Raw genomic sequence first — 16,203 nt, 5'->3', positions numbered from 1 at the left:
TATGAAACGAATTGGACTTTTAGGTGGAACATTTAACCCTCCCCATTTAGGACATTTATGGATTGCAGAGGAAGTTCGTATTGCTATGGAATTAGAAGAAATTTGGTTTATTCCAACTTATACACCACCACATAAAGTTGAAACTAAAATAGATGCATCGGATCGCTTAAATATGTTGGACTTAGCAATACGTGACAACGAATATTTTAAACTAAATACAATAGAACTGGAAAGAAAAGGTAAGTCTTATACCCTTCAAACTATAAAGGCATTAAAGGCGGACTATCCTGACCATGATTTTTTCTTTATCATTGGTGCAGATATGGTGGAATATTTACCGAATTGGTATAAAATAGATGAATTAATTCAATTGATCGAGTTTATAGGTGTGAAGAGATCCGGTTATAAATTGGAAACTTCCTATCCGATTAATGTAGTGGACATACCAATGGTAGATATTTCATCTTCCATGATACGAGAAAGAGTTTTTAATGAGAGATCGGTAAAATATATGGTACCTGATCCTGTTTATCGTTATATGAGGGAGTATAAATTATATGAAAATTGATGAAGCAATACGGATAGTAGAGCCTCATTTAACCCGGAAAAGATTCGAACATACACTTAGGGTTAAAGATACGGCGATTGATTTGGCAAGATTATACGATGAATCTATAGAAAAAGCGGAATTAGCAGCTGTTTTTCATGATTATTGTAAGTATAGATCGTTAGATGAAATGGAGAGGATTATTAAAACGACCTCTTTACCAAAAGATTTATTAAATTTCCATCATGAGCTATGGCATGGTCCTGTAGCATCCATTGTAATCGATCGAGAGTATGGAATAGATGATGGTGGAATTAAACAAGCAATCTATTCACATACGACTGGAAGGGCAAATATGAGTAAGTTAGAAATGATTATTTTTCTGGCTGATTATATAGAACCTGGTAGAGATTTTCCTGGTGTTGTTGATGTTCGTGAGGTTGCAAAGAATGATCTAGTTCTAGCTTGTTGGATGGCATCAAAAAATACCATTTCTTTTTTAATGAAAAAAAATGCAACAATATATCCTGATACATTTTATGCATATAATGATTTAACTAAACGTACAAACGGAGGTAATGGAATATATGGAAAATAATGAAATTGTACAAAAGATTGCAGTAGCATGTGATGATAAACGAGCAGAGGATATTATCGCTCTAGATATGAAGGACGTATCACTTGTTGCTGATTATTTTGTTATTTGTCATGGGAATAATGAAAGACAAGTACAATCAATTGCACGAGAAATTAAAGATAACATGGATGAATTAGGCATTGATATAAAACGGATGGAAGGATTCGAGCAAGCAAGATGGGTTTTGGTAGATATAGGAGATATTGTTTGTCATGTATTCCACAAAGATGAGCGGAGCTATTATAACCTTGAACGTTTATGGGGAGATGCGGAAAGATTACCTTTAGAGATTGAATTAGAAGGATAGGTTATGGTTTATAAACAAATGGCGTATGTTTACGATAAATTTATGGCAGATGCACCTTATGATGAATGGGTTCATTTCACGTTAAGTGTACTAGGAAATCGTCATATAAATCGAATTGCTGATTTAGGTTGTGGAACTGGAGAAATTTCAACTAGGTTAGCAGAGCAAGGTTTTGAAACGATTGGATTAGATTATTCAGAAGATATGTTAACGTATGCTGCAAATAAAGCAAACGAAAAAAAATTATCTATCACTTGGTTACATCAAGATTTGACAGAAATGGAAGGTTTAGAAAATATTGATTTAGCAGTAAGTTATTGCGATGTAATGAACTATATTACGGAAAAAGCGCAAATTAAAGAGGTATTCAGGCGAACGTACACCAGTTTAAATCCAGATGGCATATTTATATTTGATGTTCATTCACTCTATCAAGTTGAACAAAATTATAAAAACCAAACCTTTGCCGATGTATTAGAAGATATGTCTTATATCTGGTTTTGCTCTGAGGGTGAGGAAACCGGGGAAATGTTTCACGACTTGACTTTTTTTGTCTTAGATAAAGATAAATATGTAAGATTTGATGAATATCATCATGAGCGGACATATCCTATTTCGTTTTATAAAGAAACACTAAAAGAAGTAGGATTTACGAACATTAAAGTATATGCCGATTTTTCATTAGAGCGAGATCAATTACATGAACAATCAGAGAGGATTTTCTTTGTTGCAGAAAAAACATGAGATTTTAAATTAATCTCATGTTTTTTTGAAGGAAATTCACTTATAATGTCGAATAGATTTACATATATCCCACATTCTATCCTTTTTTCCCTCTAATAATACAAATAGGAGGATGTGGTTCCACTTGTTAAATCTTCTCAAAAAAAGTTCTTTCTTTATTTTAACTTCCATTGTCATTATCTTTATTATTTTCTTCTCGAAAGAAAAGAGTATACAAGAAGATGAAGAAATAATGACATTCGCCTCAACGAAAGGTAATCAAATTCCAATGACAGAAGAAATAGTAAATGGTGAAAAAGCCCAGCAAATTACTCTATTTGTAGATGTTAAAGGTGCTGTTGAACAACCAGGTGTCTATGAAATGACGGAAGAAAATAGGGTGAAGGATGTTATCGAAAAAGCTGGTGGATTAACCAAGGACGCGGATCAGTCACAAGTTAATTTAGCGCAAAAAGTGCATGACGAAATGATTATAATTGTACCTGAACTTCTAAATTTGAATATGGATTCGGGGCAGACTGCGCAAAATGTAAGTGGTAATATAAGTGGTAAAGTTAGAATTAATTATGCAACACAGGATGAAATTGAGACTCTACCAGGTATAGGTCCTTCTAAAGCGCAAGCGATCATTCAACATCGAGAAGAGTTTGGTTTATTTCAATCTGTAGAGGATTTACTTGATATCTCTGGTATCGGTGAAAAAACGTTAGAAAACATGAAAGATAACATTCAATTACCTTAATTCATTTAGTAGGATGGTTTTGGTTTTGTTGAATGTTGACGGAATTTCATAACGGAATGTAAACTTAACATGTAACATTATAGATAGAGGGGATATTTATGGATAGAATTTCTTGGGATCAGTATTTTATGGCTCAGAGTCATCTTCTTTCACTAAGAAGTACATGTACAAGACTAATGGTAGGCGCAACTATTGTACGGGATAAACGTATTATAGCCGGTGGTTACAATGGTAGTGTTTCAGGAGGCGTTCATTGTATTGATGAAGGGTGTCTAGTAATAGATGGTCATTGCGTAAGAACCGTTCATGCTGAAGCTAATGCGCTGTTACAATGTGCTAAATTCGGGGTACCTACGGATAACGCAGATATTTATGTAACACATTTTCCGTGTTTGCAATGTTGTAAGCAAATTATACAAAGTGGTATTAAGAATGTTTATTACGCAGAAGATTATCGGAATAATGAATATGCCATTACGTTGTTTAAAGAAGCAGGAGTTAAGACAAGGAAAGTAGAACTAGACTATTTATTAGTCGATACTAATTTTCAGAAAAAGAATGAGTTTGTTTATGAATTGATCCATAAATTGGAAAACGCTACTGGTGGGGACAAGCAAGAAATAACGTTGTTAAAAAAAGAAGCAGAAAAACTGTTTATGAAAAAATAGAAGAGGGTGAGCAGATGAAAGGTTACTGGCATATAGTTGCTATTGCTGCAATATGTGCTATATTATTTATTCATTATCATCATTATCTTTTTATTATAGTGTTTATAATCTGGATCGGAATGTTATATGCTTTGAAAAGGCTAAGGAAACTTCCTTTGATTGTTTCCTTAACCTTCCTCATATTTTTTCTACTTTATTTCCCAGAAACAAGTACATCGCCCTCTGAAGAAGAGATCAACATAAATCCACGCCCAATATATGGAGAAATAATAAGTTCCATTGAGAAAAATGACAAGAAAGTGGAATTTGTCCTAAAAGAAACCATTACAGGAGAGAGGATAGTTGTAATTTATTTTCCTAATCAAAAAGAAGAGTTCTCTACTCATTTTTTAAAATACGGTGCATCCTGTGTTATTCAAGGGAAGAAAGAAATTCCGAATGGGCGCAGAAATCCTGGAGAATTTGATTACCAAGATTTCTTAAAGAAACAAGGAATTCATGTACAAATAACTTTATCTTCCATTCATCAAATTCATTGTGATGGATTTAAATCACTCGACAAAATATACTCTGTACGTTCTAACCTTCTTATTGACATTCAAAATGAATTGACGCCGTTTACTGCCTCGTGGCTAAATTCCCTAGTTCTGGGGGATGATTCATCTTTAGATGAGGAATCGGTACAATTGTTTCGAAAATGGGGCCTGTCACATATTATTGCTATTTCAGGCACACATGTGGCAATCTTACTTACCTTTATGTATTTCGTTTTAATTAAATTATCTATCTTAACGAAAGAAAAAGCTCAGTGGTTTGTTGTCATATTTATGCCTATTTATGCGATTTTAGCAGGAGGAGAACCATCGATATGGCGCGCTAGTATGATGGCTATTATATTTATTCTACTTCTTAAAATAAAGGCGAAATATAGTGTGACAGATGTATTAGCTATCGTTTTTACATTATTAATTATCAGGGATCCTTTGTTAATTTATCATGTTGGGTTTCAATTTTCTTTTTTGGTTACGTTTAGTATCTTACTTTCCAAAAGATGGCTATCTGTCAATAAAAATCCTACTATGCAGGCTTTGAAAATTAGCTTTGTTGCACAAATGATTATTTTACCCCTACAATTCATTTATTTTTCCTTTTTTCAACCGCTATCTATTCTGTTGAATATTATCATTATTCCTTATTTTTCTGTTTTTGTGATTCCGTTTATGTATATATTACTTCCTCTTACATTATTACCTTTTCCTTTTGTTAAATTTTTAGATCAAGCTTTTACGTTCATTCATCAATTTGTTTTACAATTTATTTTCTTGATTGATAAAGTCGCTGATACACCATGGGTTATTGGGACATTTTCTATAGGTATAACTTGTTTATATTTTATTCTCTTTCTAAGAATGATGATGGAAATGGAATTAAACCAATCATTAAAGGCATTTAAATTGGGGATATTAATCTGTTTAATGTTATTTTTTCTTGTAGCAAGACCTTATTTATCTCCTGAAGGAAAGGTAACGATGTTAGATATTGGACAAGGAGACGCTTATATTATTGAACTACCTTATCGAAAAGGCGTCATTATGATAGACGCTGGAGCTACCTTTTCTTTTTCGGATGGAACAGTCAGCGAAAATACCTATAAACGAATCATTAAGCCATATTTATATTCACAAGGAATTCAAAAAGTGGACGCATTAATTTTATCTCATGAAGATCTAGATCATGTTGGAAGTGTTCCTTTTATTATAGAAGAAATGAATGTAGAGCGTATTTATATACATCCATATTATGATATAGAGGAAGATAAACAATGGAACCCTAAGAAAGTCAAGAGGGTTGAGGGGTTGGATGTGCTGAATATAAAAGGTCAACCGTTTTATGTGCTAGGACCATTAAAAGACTCCAATAATCCGAATGAGAATTCTGTCGTAGTGTATACAAAAATTGGTGGTTTAACATGGTTATTTACCGGGGATATAGGTATAGAAACAGAAAAATATATAATAAATAAATATCCTGATTTAAAAGTAGATGTATTAAAAGTAGGTCATCACGGTAGTAACACCTCAACAGGGGAGGAACTTTTGAAGCAAATTAATCCCAAATTCGCTTTTATATCTGTTGGAAAAAATAATCGCTATGGCCACCCATCCCCGGAAGTCATTCAAAGAATGAAGGATAATGATATCGTTATTTTTCGTACGGATGAGCATGGTGCCGTTCAGTATCACTTTAAAGGAAATTCTGGAACATTTTCTAGCTTCTTACCATACTATAATCATAAGTAATGGCTTAGAGCCTTGATTAAGAACAAAGGGGCAAATATCCTTACAGGCAATGAGCGCGATATCCAGTGATCCAATTATTTTGAAGTTTAAAGATAAAGAAAAATAAAGAAAAAAGAGACTATTATTTAGTCTCTTTTCTAAAAAATGTTTATTAACCTGCTACCACACTAATAATAACTCCAATTGCAAAAATGGCTACAAAGAAAACAAATGAGCCAACAAATCCCTTGATAGAATCTACAACATCATTACTGTGCTTTGATTGTGGATTATTTTCGAATTCGTTCACTTTTACCCCTCCTGTTACCATCATTAGTATAAAATAAGTAAATGAAAAAATCTACTTATGATTATAAAAATTTCCAGATATTACAATTTTAACATAATTAATACCTTATTACTAAATTAGAAAGACTTTACATCTATATATTTCTTGAGAAAACATAAGCTATAAGTGCGTATTCAAAAAGGAGGATTAATTGTACTTTTTGAACACAAAACAAATATCGTTTAACATTTAGTTTCTAGAGCTATTTGTTAAATGTTTATATAGATTCTGGGGGGAAATTATTTATTGTTTAAGGGACAAAAATTTCCCTCCATTTATTTCTTGATATTACTTAATATACAATTTACCATATATGTAATCAAATAAAAACTAAAAAAGTTCAGTTTTGGAAAGTAATGGTGTATATAAATGTCATATTTAGAAGTATTAAAAGAACTAAAAAAGAATAAAATTGCCCCAGTTTATTTGCTATATGGGTCTGAAAATTTTTTTGTGGAAAATATAAAAAAAGAAATTATCAGTCGTGTACTTGGACAAGATAAAGAAAATTTATCTACATATGATTTAGAAGAAGTTCCAATCCAAGAAGTTATAGGTGATGTTGAGACATATCCATTTTTTGGTGAAAGAAAATTAATTATTGCTTCAAACCCGACTTTTTTAAAAGCAAAACCCGACAAAACTCCTTTTGACCATAATTTGGACAGTCTGATAAGCTACTTAGAAAATCCGGTTGATTATTCCGTTTTTGTTATTATTGCTCCATATGAAAAAATAGATGAAAGAAAAAAAGTTAGCAAAGAACTAAAAAAACATGCAAAATATGTAAATTGTGAACCTATTAAAGAAAAAGATGTATCAAGTTGGATTCATTCTTTAGCGAATCAATTTCATATTACTATTGATCAAGATGCAGTAGAGATAATTGAAGGTGAGTTATCGGCCAATTTACAATTATTAGAGAGTGAACTAAAGAAATTTTCTACGTTTGTTGGTGATAATGGTGTTGTTACAAAAGAGGTGGTAGATAAGTTAATTTCCCATACATCAAATAGCTCTTCTTTAAGGCTAGTCGATGCAGTAATTGAAAGAGATTTACATAAAGCTATTGCTATTTTTAAGGATTTAGAGAAGATGAATGAAGAACCTATTGCGTTAATTGGATTACTTGCATTTCAATTTAGAACGATATTACGAGTGAAACTGTTAAAACGAAAAGGTTATACGCAATTTCAAATGCAGAAGCAGTTAGGGGTTCATCCATATGTTGTTAAGATTGCCTTAAGTAGAGAAAAACAATTTTCAGTTCAAAAATTAAAGACTATTATGGATAAATTAGCGAATACTGATGCGGCGATGAAACGGGGAAATATGGAAAAGCAACTTGCATTCGAAATTCTTTTATACGACTTAATAAGTGTTGCATAAATAAAAAAAACGATCCTGATGGATCGTTTTTTTTATTTGCTTTAATTAAGCAGTAATACTACTTACTCTTTTCATTAAGCGTGATTTCTGACGGTTTCCATTATTTTTATGGATAATCCCTTTTTGTACAGCTTTGTCAATTTGTTTAACAGTAGCTGTAAGTGCTGTTTTTGCAGCTTCAATATCTTTAGCTTCTACTAATTTTTCAACATTTTTAATAGCAGTACGCATTTCAGATTTTTGAGATTGGTTAGCTGAACGTTTTTTATTGTTAATATCAACACGTTTAATTGCAGATTTAATATTTGCCATGTATTTCACCTCCTAAACAGGACACGGTAAGACTTTCATTTTTCAAAATTTATGTTTATATAGTCTACCATTTATAACTTTCAAGTTAACAAATGATATTTTACCAAAGGAGCTCCTTCTTTTCAATAAATTTCTTTCCAAGAGTTAAAATTTATCCGTTTTTATTCCAAATGCTTTACTAGAATGTCGTATTGTTTTTGTGAATTTGTTCATTCTAATAATAAGAAGATGGGAAAGGAATGTCATCGTATGGAAAAAAACAATGAACAAGAACAAGTATACCAGGTGAGAACAGATTTAGCCGTTGAAGCTAGGGATATGTATGTAGAATCAGAACAAAAAAGAAAACAAACAAAAGAGACGGGTGAAATCAAAGGTGTAACATTTAAGGAGAGAAATCAAGAAGGTATTAAAATATCTTATGTAGATATTGATAAAGACGGAGCTAAACTAGTAGGTAAGAAACCCGGTTCTTATGTAACTATATATGCTGATGGGGTAAAAAGACAGGATACGAAACGTCAAGAAGTTGCAGCGAAAGTTCTCGCTCGTGAGCTTGAAAATTTAGTAGAAAAAAATGAAATCCCTAAGGATGGAACAGGATTAATTGTAGGACTTGGTAACTGGAATGTAACACCTGATGCACTTGGACCGATGGCTGTAGAAAAAACTTTAGTTACAAGTCATTTATTTAAACTTAAATTTGAATCGGTTTCAGACGGGTATCGTCCTGTGGCTGCTGTAACACCAGGGGTAATGGGAGTCACTGGTATAGAAACAAGCGACATCATTTATGGTATTGTTGAAAAATTTCAACCTGATTTTGTTATTGCTATTGATGCATTAGCCTCAAGATCGATTGAAAGAGTTAACGAGACAATACAGCTTTCAGATTCAGGTATTCATCCCGGCTCAGGTGTTGGGAATAAACGAAAGGAATTGAGTAAAGATACACTCGGAGTTCCAGTGATAGCGGTTGGAGTACCAACAGTAGTAGATGCTGTTACCATAACAAGTGATACGATAGATTTTATTTTAAAACACTTTGGTAGAGAATGGAATGAAAAAGATAGACCGTCTAAAGCTTTGGCCCCAGCCGGTATGTCATTTGGAGGGAAGGAATTGACTGACGAGGACCTTCCGAATGAAGAAAAGAGACAAACTTTTATGGGGATTGTCGGTACTTTATCAGAAGATGAAAAACGAAAATTAATCCAGGAAGTTTTAACTCCGCTTGGACATAATCTTATGGTTACTCCGAAAGAAGTAGATGGTTTTATGATTGATATGGCCAATCTGATTGCAGAAGGAATTAATGCTGCATTACATGAAAAAGTTGATATAACAAATTTTGCTCAATACTCCAGATAGTTTATCGCAGGTGTAGGTTTAAGTGACAATAAATAGAAAGGAAATCAATAGCCGGTACACGGCCCTTCGTTTACCTAGCATTCAGTTGGGGATAGGACTGACTTAATTTACGACGTCTTATCTCCCTATTATTTTTAATAGAAATGATACGAAAAGTGTTCTACTTTCTAATGGGCTTTCATAGATTTTACTAGAAGTGCCATTAGAAAGAGGTGGAGGAATGATTTCCAAAAATAAATTCCAGAAGAACCGTCCGTTTCGTTTTTATAAAAAAGGTGGGTTATACCTAACTAGTATTGTCATTTTATTTTTGCTTATTGGATTATTAACTACAATACAGCCAGCTTATCGTATATCTTCAGATACGATAACAAAATGGACAAATGATATAGATGGCTCTGTTTTTTTACATTTACTTGGAATGGAAAATAGAGCTTTTAATCAAGCTTTTCCAGAAGAGACCCCCTTACCTAGTTGGTCTTCTTCGCTATTTCAAGTAGCGACAAGTATTAAACCAAAGGATCCGAGAAGCTTATTAGGTAATGAAATTCCTGGTTTCTCTATCTATGATAGTCAAATCTTAATTGCGGGTGAAGGAACAGATTATACGAATCTTCCTTATGAATCCTCTCCACCATTAGAAGAGGTTTTAAAAGATAGAGAGGCTATTGTAGAGACTGACGAAGAAGATGTTCAAGAGGAAGAGAATCCGCAATCAACAGGTAATAGAAAAGTCGTTTATATTTATAACTCGCATAACCGAGAGTCGTTTCTACCGCACTTACCAGATGTAAATGATCCTAATCTAGCACACCATTCCAAAGTGAACATTACAATGGTTAGTGACAGAATGGCTAAATCTTTAGAGGCGAAAGGAATAGGTGCCGAAGTAGAAGAAGCAGATATAGGAAAACTACTAGATGATAAAGGAATGAAGTATTGGCAGTCATACGAAGCTTCAAGAGGTGTTGTTCAAGAAGCTTTTGCAGCGAATAACGATATACAATTTTCTTTTGATTTACATCGAGATTCACTAAATAGAGAGCACACTACAAAGGAAATCAAAGGAAAAGACTATGCTAGAATTATTTTTGTTGTTGGTGAAGACCACCCTAAATTTGAAAAGAATTTACAGCTAGCTACTAAATTGCATTATTTAGTAGAGGAGAAATATCCGGGATTGAGTCGTGGTGTACTAAGAAAAGGTGGAGCTGGAACGAATGGTATTTTTAATCAGGATTTATCAGAAAATGCACTATTAATTGAATTTGGTGGGCCGGAAAATAACTTGGATGAATTATATCGCACAGCAGATGCATTTGCGGAAGTGTTTAGTGAATATTATTGGGATGCCGAATCAGTTGAAGGGAATTCCTAAGGGGGAAGTATAAATGGTTCGTACAGTTATAACGCTTTTACTATTAGCTGTATTTTTTCTATCTGGAACGTTGTATGGAATCAATCGAAGTGGTAACGAAATGAGTATGGCATCGAATGAGAATGGAATAAATGGTAATGAAATTGAAGAAAAATTAATAGAAGAAAAAATAATTACAGAAAAAGATATTGAGACAGTAAATCAAGAAAGTGTTACATCAACAGTAGATCAGGATCTTATGATGATGGAAAACGAATTTCACTTAACCCAGAAAACAGCTTCATTTTTAGAAACAAGTGTGCAAGGATTTTATGAAGTCGTAGTCGGAATTATGTATCATGTAGCTGACATATTTTTTTAAAAAGCTAAAATGTATGGATTATGAATATGTTCTTGTTTGAATATCCCTCATTCAATTGCTATAATCATCATTATCGATTATTTTTGGAGTTTGGTGTTTTAAAAATTATATGAAGGACCTCTATAGAATTTGTAGGAGTGAACAATAGAATGGGGAGTAATAAAAGAAAAGTACGTAATTTTTCAATCATAGCGCATATCGATCATGGAAAATCTACATTAGCTGATCGAATTTTAGAAAATACGCAAACCGTTTCTAAAAGAGAAATGAAAGAACAACTTCTTGATGGGATGGACTTGGAACGTGAGCGTGGAATTACCATTAAATTAAACGCAGTACAACTTAAATATCTTAGTAAAAATGGAGAAGAATATATATTCCATTTAATTGATACACCTGGACATGTCGATTTTACTTATGAAGTATCTCGAAGCCTTGCAGCTTGTGAAGGTGCCATTCTTGTAGTCGATGCTGCACAAGGTATCGAAGCACAAACACTAGCTAATGTATATTTAGCAATGGAAAATGATCTAGAAATCATTCCTGTCATTAATAAAATCGACCTACCAAGTGCGGATCCTGATAGGGTAAAACAGGAATTAGAAGATGTTCTTGGTATTGATGGTGACGATGCTATCTTGGCTTCAGCAAAAGCTAATATCGGTATTGAGGATATTTTAGAAAGAATTGTTGAAGTAGTACCTGAACCGGCTGGCAATGAAGAAGAGCCTCTTAAAGCACTTATATTTGATTCCTTATATGACTCTTACCGTGGTGTTATTGCTTATGTTTGTATAAAAGAAGGGGCCATTAAAGTTGGCGATAAAATAAAAATGATGGCAACGGGTAAGGAATATGAAGTAAATGAGGTTGGAGTTTTTACACCGAAAGCTACTTCACGTGATGAACTTACAGTGGGGGATGTAGGATTTATAACGGCTTCGATTAAAAGTGTTGGGGATATTCATGTTGGAGATACGATTACCAACGCTAATCGTCCTGCAGAGGAGGCTTTACCAGGGTATCGTCGTTTAAATCCGATGGTATATTGTGGCCTTTATCCTGTTGATTCAAATGATTATAACGATTTAAGAGAAGCACTAGAGCGACTAGAGTTAAATGATTCAGCTCTCCAGTATGAGCCTGAGACGTCACAAGCATTAGGATTTGGTTTCCGTTGTGGGTTCTTGGGACTACTGCATATGGAAATTCTCCAAGAGCGGATTGAAAGAGAATTTAATATAAATCTTATTACAACTGCACCAAGTGTTATTTTTGAAGTAGAAAAAACAGATGGTGAAACGATTTCTGTAGATAATCCATCTAAAATGCCAGATCCACAAAAGATACAAGAAATTAGAGAACCATATGTTAAAGCTACAATAATGGTTCCTAACGATTACGTTGGGGCAGTGATGGAGATTTCCCAGAAAAAACGCGGAAACTTTATCGATATGCAGTATTTAGATGATATTCGTGTAAATGTTATTTATCATATTCCGTTATCAGAAATTGTATATGATTTCTTTGACCAATTGAAATCACAAACAAAAGGATACGCATCTTTTGATTATGAGTTAATAGGATATCAACCGTCCAATCTAGTTAAAATGGACATTCTACTCAATAGTGATACGATTGATGCTCTTTCCTTTATCGTTCATCGTGATTTTGCTTATACTCGTGGTAAACAAATAGTGGATAAATTAAAAGAATTAATACCAAGACAGCAATTTGAAGTTCCTGTTCAAGCTGCTATCGGCAACAAAATTATAGCACGTTCAACAATAAAAGCAGTAAGAAAAGATGTAACTGCTAAACTGTACGGTGGGGATATTTCACGTAAACGTAAATTATTGGAGAAACAAAAAGAAGGTAAGAAACGTATGAAAATGGTCGGTTCTGTAGAAGTACCGCAAGAAGCGTTTATGGCAGTTCTTGAAATGGGCGAAGATTAAGATGCAATGAAGGGAAAACTTAGGGGACTAGGTTTTCCTTTTTACGTTTGTTCTAAAGGAGAGGATAAAAATGGAACGGGAAGTTCAATCTGTATATATTCATATTCCTTTTTGTACGCAAATTTGTCATTATTGTGATTTTGTTAAGTTTTTCTATAATGAAAGGCTGGCAACGGAATATATACATGCACTAATAAATGAAATAAATACGAATATTAAAGGAAAACATAATATTATACGGACGTTGTATATCGGCGGAGGTACACCCACCGCACTTAATTATAAACAATTGAAATTTTTACTTGAGTTTTTAAATGAAAAATTTGACTTGGATTCTTGTAAGGAATTTACTATTGAAGTGAATCCGGGTGATATTGATCAAGAAAAGGCAGAATTATTAAAGGAATATGGTATTTCCAGAATTTCATTTGGAGTTCAAGTCATGGATGATCAATTACTAGAGGAAATTGGTAGGGTCCACCGCGTTAAAGATGTCTATAAAACCGTTGAATTGTTCCATCAATATCATTTTAGTAATATAAGCCTAGATTTGATGTATGCATTACCTCATCAATCGGTTGAACAGTTCCAACATTCGTTAGATTTGGCATTACAATTTGACTTACCGCATTACGCAACTTATGGATTACAAATTGAACCAAAAACGGTTTTTTATTTAAAACATAAAAAAGGACAACTCAACCGTCCGACCGAAGAAGCTGAAATTGAAATGTATCAAATCCTTAGGAGTACAATGAATGAAAAAGGAATTAAACAATATGAGATTAGTAATTTTGCGAAGCCTGGATTTGAAAGCAAACATAATTTAAATTATTGGAGTAATGGATATTACTATGGCTTTGGTGCCGGTGCACATGGGTATTTGCCTGGAAGAAGAATTACCAATTTACGTCCTCTGCCAGCTTATGTTAACAAAGCAATGAAAGATGGACACCCAATTTTGGAAGAGGAACGTATTACACTTAAAGAAAATATTGAAGAAGAAATATTTTTGGGTTTAAGAAGAATGGAAGGATTAAATAACAATCATTTCAAGTCTAAATATGGATTCTCCCTAGACACTCTATTTAAAGAACAAATAAAAAATCTTACTAAGATGGATTTATTATTTGTAAACAATGAAACACTATATTTAACGGAAAGTGGTTTACTACTTGCAAATAAAGTGTTTGAAGAATTCATGTTAGAAGATTCTGATTTACAACGGATTTATTGACAAAAAATAATGGATTTGTTAATTTATTATTAGTATTAGCACTCAAATAACACGAGTGCTAACAGGGGTGATCAAATGCTAACAGAAAGGCAATTATTAGTATTACAAATAATTATTGATGATTTCATCGAAACTGCCCATCCGGTTGGCTCCCGTGCCCTATCCAAAAAAGGAAGTATTCCATACAGTGCTGCTACAATTAGAAATGATATGGCAGATCTAGAGGATATGGGTTTTTTAGAGAAAACACATTCATCCTCTGGGAGAATCCCTTCAGAAAAAGGGTACCGTTATTATGTAGATCATCTTATTGCTCCTTTATCGAGTGGTCAAAACATAAAGATTATCCGAAACATAATGAAAGAGGGTATTTATGAATTTGAACAAATTGTTCAAATGTCTGCGGAGGTATTATCTGAATTAACCAACTATACTTCAATTATTATAGGTCCGGAATTAAGTGAAACGAAATTAAAACAATTAGAAATTTTGCCTATATCCAACCATACAGCTGTAGCTATTTTAGTGACAGATACAGGACATGTAGAACATCGTTCAATTACTGTACCAGAGAAAATTGATTTATCTGATCTAGAAAAGATGGTTAACATTTTAAATGATCGATTAAAAGGTGTTCCCATTATTCAATTGGAAAAAGTTTTTCAAAAGGAAATAGTTGGCCTTTTAAAACGTTATATAAATGACTTTGGATCTACCCAACATTATTTACAAGCCATTATTTCGCAAAATAATCCAGTTAAATTATATATTGGTGGAAAGTCTAATATATTAATGCAACCCGAATTTAATGATGTAGATAAAATAAGATCATTTTATACTATGATTGAAAATGAAAATGAAATAGCTAATTTATTAAAAAGTAAAAAAGATGGTATAGGTATTTCTATTGGTAATGAAAATAAAGTTGAAGCGATAAAGGACCTAAGTTTAATAACTGCAACCTATCAACTTGGTAAAGACCAAATGGGAACTATTGCTCTATTAGGACCTACTCGAATGGAATATAAAAAGGTTATATCTTTATTATCAAGTTTATCTAAGGAATTATCCGAAGCTCTTTATAAATGGTATAAGACTTCTGAATAGGATTTTTGCTTAGAATGTGGTAGGGTATTACCTGCCACATTCCTTGTGGTTACTTACTTATTAAAAAATGTTTTACATAAAAAATAGGATGTAAAACAGCTAATGGAATCTTAATAATGGAGGTGGCAATAATGGAAGAAAAAAATAATGCTTTAGATGAAGAATTAGTGGAAGAACAAGATAAACAAGTTGACGATGAACCTGTTGAAACAACTAATGAAGAATCTTCTAATGAACTAGAAGAAAAAATTAATCTACTACAATCAGAAAAAGAAGAAACACATAATCGTCTATTAAGATTGCAAGCTGAATTTGAAAACTATAAAAAACGCACGCTTAAAGAACGTGAAGCAGATAGAAAATATAAAGCACAAGATTTAGTTCAAGAACTATTACCTGCAATTGACAATTTTGAACGTGCATTACAAGTGGAAGCTACTGAGGAAACGAAAAGCTTGATTGATGGGATTACAATGGTACACAAGCAACTCATAGAAGCATTAAAGTCCCAAGGCGTGGAAATAATAGAGACGGAAGGAAAAGACTTTGATCCGAATCTTCATCATGCAGTCATGCAAGTGGAAGATGACTCTATTGAATCAGATAAAATTGTAGAGGAATTGCAAAAGGGCTATATGATTAAAGACCGAGTTATTCGACCTGCAATGGTAAAAGTAAATAAATAAATAAGCTTCTAGTAATGCGTGTTCAAAAAGGAGGATAAAAAGGACCGAGTCGGCTAAAGTCGCAACGTCCTGTTGCAACGCCGACACTAGCACGTCCTGTGCGTCGGAAGTTCGAGGCGGCGAAGCTTTGA

General features: G+C 33.1%; 17 protein-coding genes. 15 read left to right on the top strand and 2 right to left on the bottom strand.

Annotated features, from left to right (window positions below; all coding sequences use genetic code 11):
* The first annotated feature begins 1 nt into the window (after window position 1).
* From A9178_RS08685 to A9178_RS08655, 7 genes are all read left to right on the top strand, one after another.
* A complete protein-coding gene (locus tag A9178_RS08685; protein ID WP_068674384.1) occupies window positions 2-568 on the top strand; it encodes a nicotinate-nucleotide adenylyltransferase in 567 nt (188 codons plus the stop codon).
* Window positions 558-1,145 (top strand): bis(5'-nucleosyl)-tetraphosphatase (symmetrical) YqeK, encoded by a 588-nt coding sequence (gene yqeK, locus A9178_RS08680; RefSeq protein ID WP_068674382.1) that lies wholly within the window; start codon window positions 558-560, stop codon window positions 1,143-1,145. Before A9178_RS08685 ends, yqeK begins: the two co-directional genes overlap by 11 nt.
* Complete coding sequence (gene rsfS / locus A9178_RS08675; protein ID WP_068674380.1) at window positions 1,135-1,491, top strand: ribosome silencing factor; 357 nt, start codon at window positions 1,135-1,137, stop codon at window positions 1,489-1,491. The genes yqeK and rsfS overlap by 11 nt, the downstream gene beginning before the upstream one ends.
* A 3-nt stretch (window positions 1,492-1,494) precedes the next feature.
* Complete coding sequence (locus A9178_RS08670; RefSeq protein ID WP_068674378.1) at window positions 1,495-2,235, top strand: class I SAM-dependent DNA methyltransferase; 741 nt, start codon at window positions 1,495-1,497, stop codon at window positions 2,233-2,235.
* Window positions 2,236-2,359: 124 nt separating this feature from the next.
* Entirely contained in the window at window positions 2,360-2,977 is a 618-nt protein-coding gene (locus A9178_RS08665) for a helix-hairpin-helix domain-containing protein (protein ID WP_068674376.1), read from the top strand.
* Between the two features lie 98 nt (window positions 2,978-3,075).
* Entirely contained in the window at window positions 3,076-3,645 is a 570-nt protein-coding gene (locus A9178_RS08660) for a ComE operon protein 2 (RefSeq protein ID WP_068674374.1), read from the top strand.
* Between the two features lie 14 nt (window positions 3,646-3,659).
* Window positions 3,660-5,945, top strand: coding sequence for a DNA internalization-related competence protein ComEC/Rec2 (locus tag A9178_RS08655; RefSeq protein ID WP_068674372.1), 2,286 nt, complete (start codon window positions 3,660-3,662; stop codon window positions 5,943-5,945).
* Window positions 5,946-6,096: 151 nt separating this feature from the next.
* Here A9178_RS08655 and A9178_RS18625 read toward each other — a convergent pair whose 3' ends face one another.
* Window positions 6,097-6,234 carry a YqzM family protein gene (locus A9178_RS18625; protein ID WP_047183778.1) on the bottom strand — a complete coding sequence of 46 codons (138 nt, stop codon included), beginning with the start codon at window positions 6,232-6,234 and terminating at the stop codon, window positions 6,097-6,099.
* Between the two features lie 408 nt (window positions 6,235-6,642).
* On the opposite strand from A9178_RS18625, the gene holA reads away from it, so the two are divergent.
* Complete coding sequence (holA, locus tag A9178_RS08650; protein WP_068674371.1) at window positions 6,643-7,662, top strand: DNA polymerase III subunit delta; 1,020 nt, start codon at window positions 6,643-6,645, stop codon at window positions 7,660-7,662.
* Window positions 7,663-7,707: 45 nt separating this feature from the next.
* Here holA and rpsT read toward each other — a convergent pair whose 3' ends face one another.
* Entirely contained in the window at window positions 7,708-7,974 is a 267-nt protein-coding gene (rpsT, locus tag A9178_RS08645; protein ID WP_068674369.1) for a 30S ribosomal protein S20, read from the bottom strand.
* A gap of 249 nt (window positions 7,975-8,223) precedes the next feature.
* Here rpsT and gpr point away from each other — a divergent pair, with 249 nt between their 5' ends.
* From gpr to grpE, 7 genes are all read left to right on the top strand, one after another.
* Entirely contained in the window at window positions 8,224-9,345 is a 1,122-nt protein-coding gene (gene gpr, locus A9178_RS08640; RefSeq protein WP_068674367.1) for a GPR endopeptidase, read from the top strand.
* A 220-nt stretch (window positions 9,346-9,565) separates the two neighbouring features.
* A complete protein-coding gene (spoIIP, locus tag A9178_RS08635) occupies window positions 9,566-10,723 on the top strand; it encodes a stage II sporulation protein P (RefSeq protein WP_068674364.1) in 1,158 nt (385 codons plus the stop codon).
* A 13-nt stretch (window positions 10,724-10,736) separates the two neighbouring features.
* A complete protein-coding gene (locus tag A9178_RS08630; protein WP_068674362.1) occupies window positions 10,737-11,084 on the top strand; it encodes a hypothetical protein in 348 nt (115 codons plus the stop codon).
* Window positions 11,085-11,233: 149 nt separating this feature from the next.
* Window positions 11,234-13,042: a translation elongation factor 4 gene (lepA, locus tag A9178_RS08625; protein ID WP_068674360.1), complete on the top strand. Its 1,809-nt coding sequence runs from the start codon at window positions 11,234-11,236 to the stop codon at window positions 13,040-13,042.
* A 70-nt stretch (window positions 13,043-13,112) separates the two neighbouring features.
* A complete protein-coding gene (hemW, locus tag A9178_RS08620; RefSeq protein ID WP_068674358.1) occupies window positions 13,113-14,279 on the top strand; it encodes a radical SAM family heme chaperone HemW in 1,167 nt (388 codons plus the stop codon).
* A 75-nt stretch (window positions 14,280-14,354) separates the two neighbouring features.
* Complete coding sequence (gene hrcA / locus A9178_RS08615; protein ID WP_068674357.1) at window positions 14,355-15,386, top strand: heat-inducible transcriptional repressor HrcA; 1,032 nt, start codon at window positions 14,355-14,357, stop codon at window positions 15,384-15,386.
* Window positions 15,387-15,517: 131 nt separating this feature from the next.
* Window positions 15,518-16,072 carry a nucleotide exchange factor GrpE gene (grpE, locus tag A9178_RS08610; RefSeq protein ID WP_068674355.1) on the top strand — a complete coding sequence of 185 codons (555 nt, stop codon included), beginning with the start codon at window positions 15,518-15,520 and terminating at the stop codon, window positions 16,070-16,072.
* Window positions 16,073-16,203: the final 131 nt, after the last annotated feature.

Origin of the sequence: Oceanobacillus sp. Castelsardo (genome assembly GCF_001659985.1) — a bacterium.
Lineage (GTDB): Bacteria > Bacillota > Bacilli > Bacillales > Amphibacillaceae > Oceanobacillus.
This window is presented reverse-complemented; position numbering and strand designations above follow the sequence as displayed.

Excerpts from the sequence above, each read along its gene's own strand:
- A9178_RS08685 (WP_068674384.1), top strand. The coding sequence starts at position 2 with ATGAAACGAATTGGACTTTTAGGTGGAACATTTAACCCTCCCCATTTA.
- yqeK (WP_068674382.1), top strand. The coding sequence starts at position 558 with ATGAAAATTGATGAAGCAATACGGATAGTAGAGCCTCATTTAACCCGG.
- rsfS (WP_068674380.1), top strand. The coding sequence starts at position 1,135 with ATGGAAAATAATGAAATTGTACAAAAGATTGCAGTAGCATGTGATGAT.
- A9178_RS08670 (WP_068674378.1), top strand. The coding sequence starts at position 1,495 with ATGGTTTATAAACAAATGGCGTATGTTTACGATAAATTTATGGCAGAT.
- A9178_RS08660 (WP_068674374.1), top strand. The coding sequence starts at position 3,076 with ATGGATAGAATTTCTTGGGATCAGTATTTTATGGCTCAGAGTCATCTT.
- A9178_RS08655 (WP_068674372.1), top strand. The coding sequence starts at position 3,660 with ATGAAAGGTTACTGGCATATAGTTGCTATTGCTGCAATATGTGCTATA.
- holA (WP_068674371.1), top strand. The coding sequence starts at position 6,643 with ATGTCATATTTAGAAGTATTAAAAGAACTAAAAAAGAATAAAATTGCC.
- rpsT (WP_068674369.1), bottom strand. The coding sequence starts at position 7,974 with ATGGCAAATATTAAATCTGCAATTAAACGTGTTGATATTAACAATAAA.
- gpr (WP_068674367.1), top strand. The coding sequence starts at position 8,224 with ATGGAAAAAAACAATGAACAAGAACAAGTATACCAGGTGAGAACAGAT.
- spoIIP (WP_068674364.1), top strand. The coding sequence starts at position 9,566 with ATGATTTCCAAAAATAAATTCCAGAAGAACCGTCCGTTTCGTTTTTAT.
- A9178_RS08630 (WP_068674362.1), top strand. The coding sequence starts at position 10,737 with ATGGTTCGTACAGTTATAACGCTTTTACTATTAGCTGTATTTTTTCTA.
- lepA (WP_068674360.1), top strand. The coding sequence starts at position 11,234 with ATGGGGAGTAATAAAAGAAAAGTACGTAATTTTTCAATCATAGCGCAT.
- hemW (WP_068674358.1), top strand. The coding sequence starts at position 13,113 with ATGGAACGGGAAGTTCAATCTGTATATATTCATATTCCTTTTTGTACG.
- hrcA (WP_068674357.1), top strand. The coding sequence starts at position 14,355 with ATGCTAACAGAAAGGCAATTATTAGTATTACAAATAATTATTGATGAT.
- grpE (WP_068674355.1), top strand. The coding sequence starts at position 15,518 with ATGGAAGAAAAAAATAATGCTTTAGATGAAGAATTAGTGGAAGAACAA.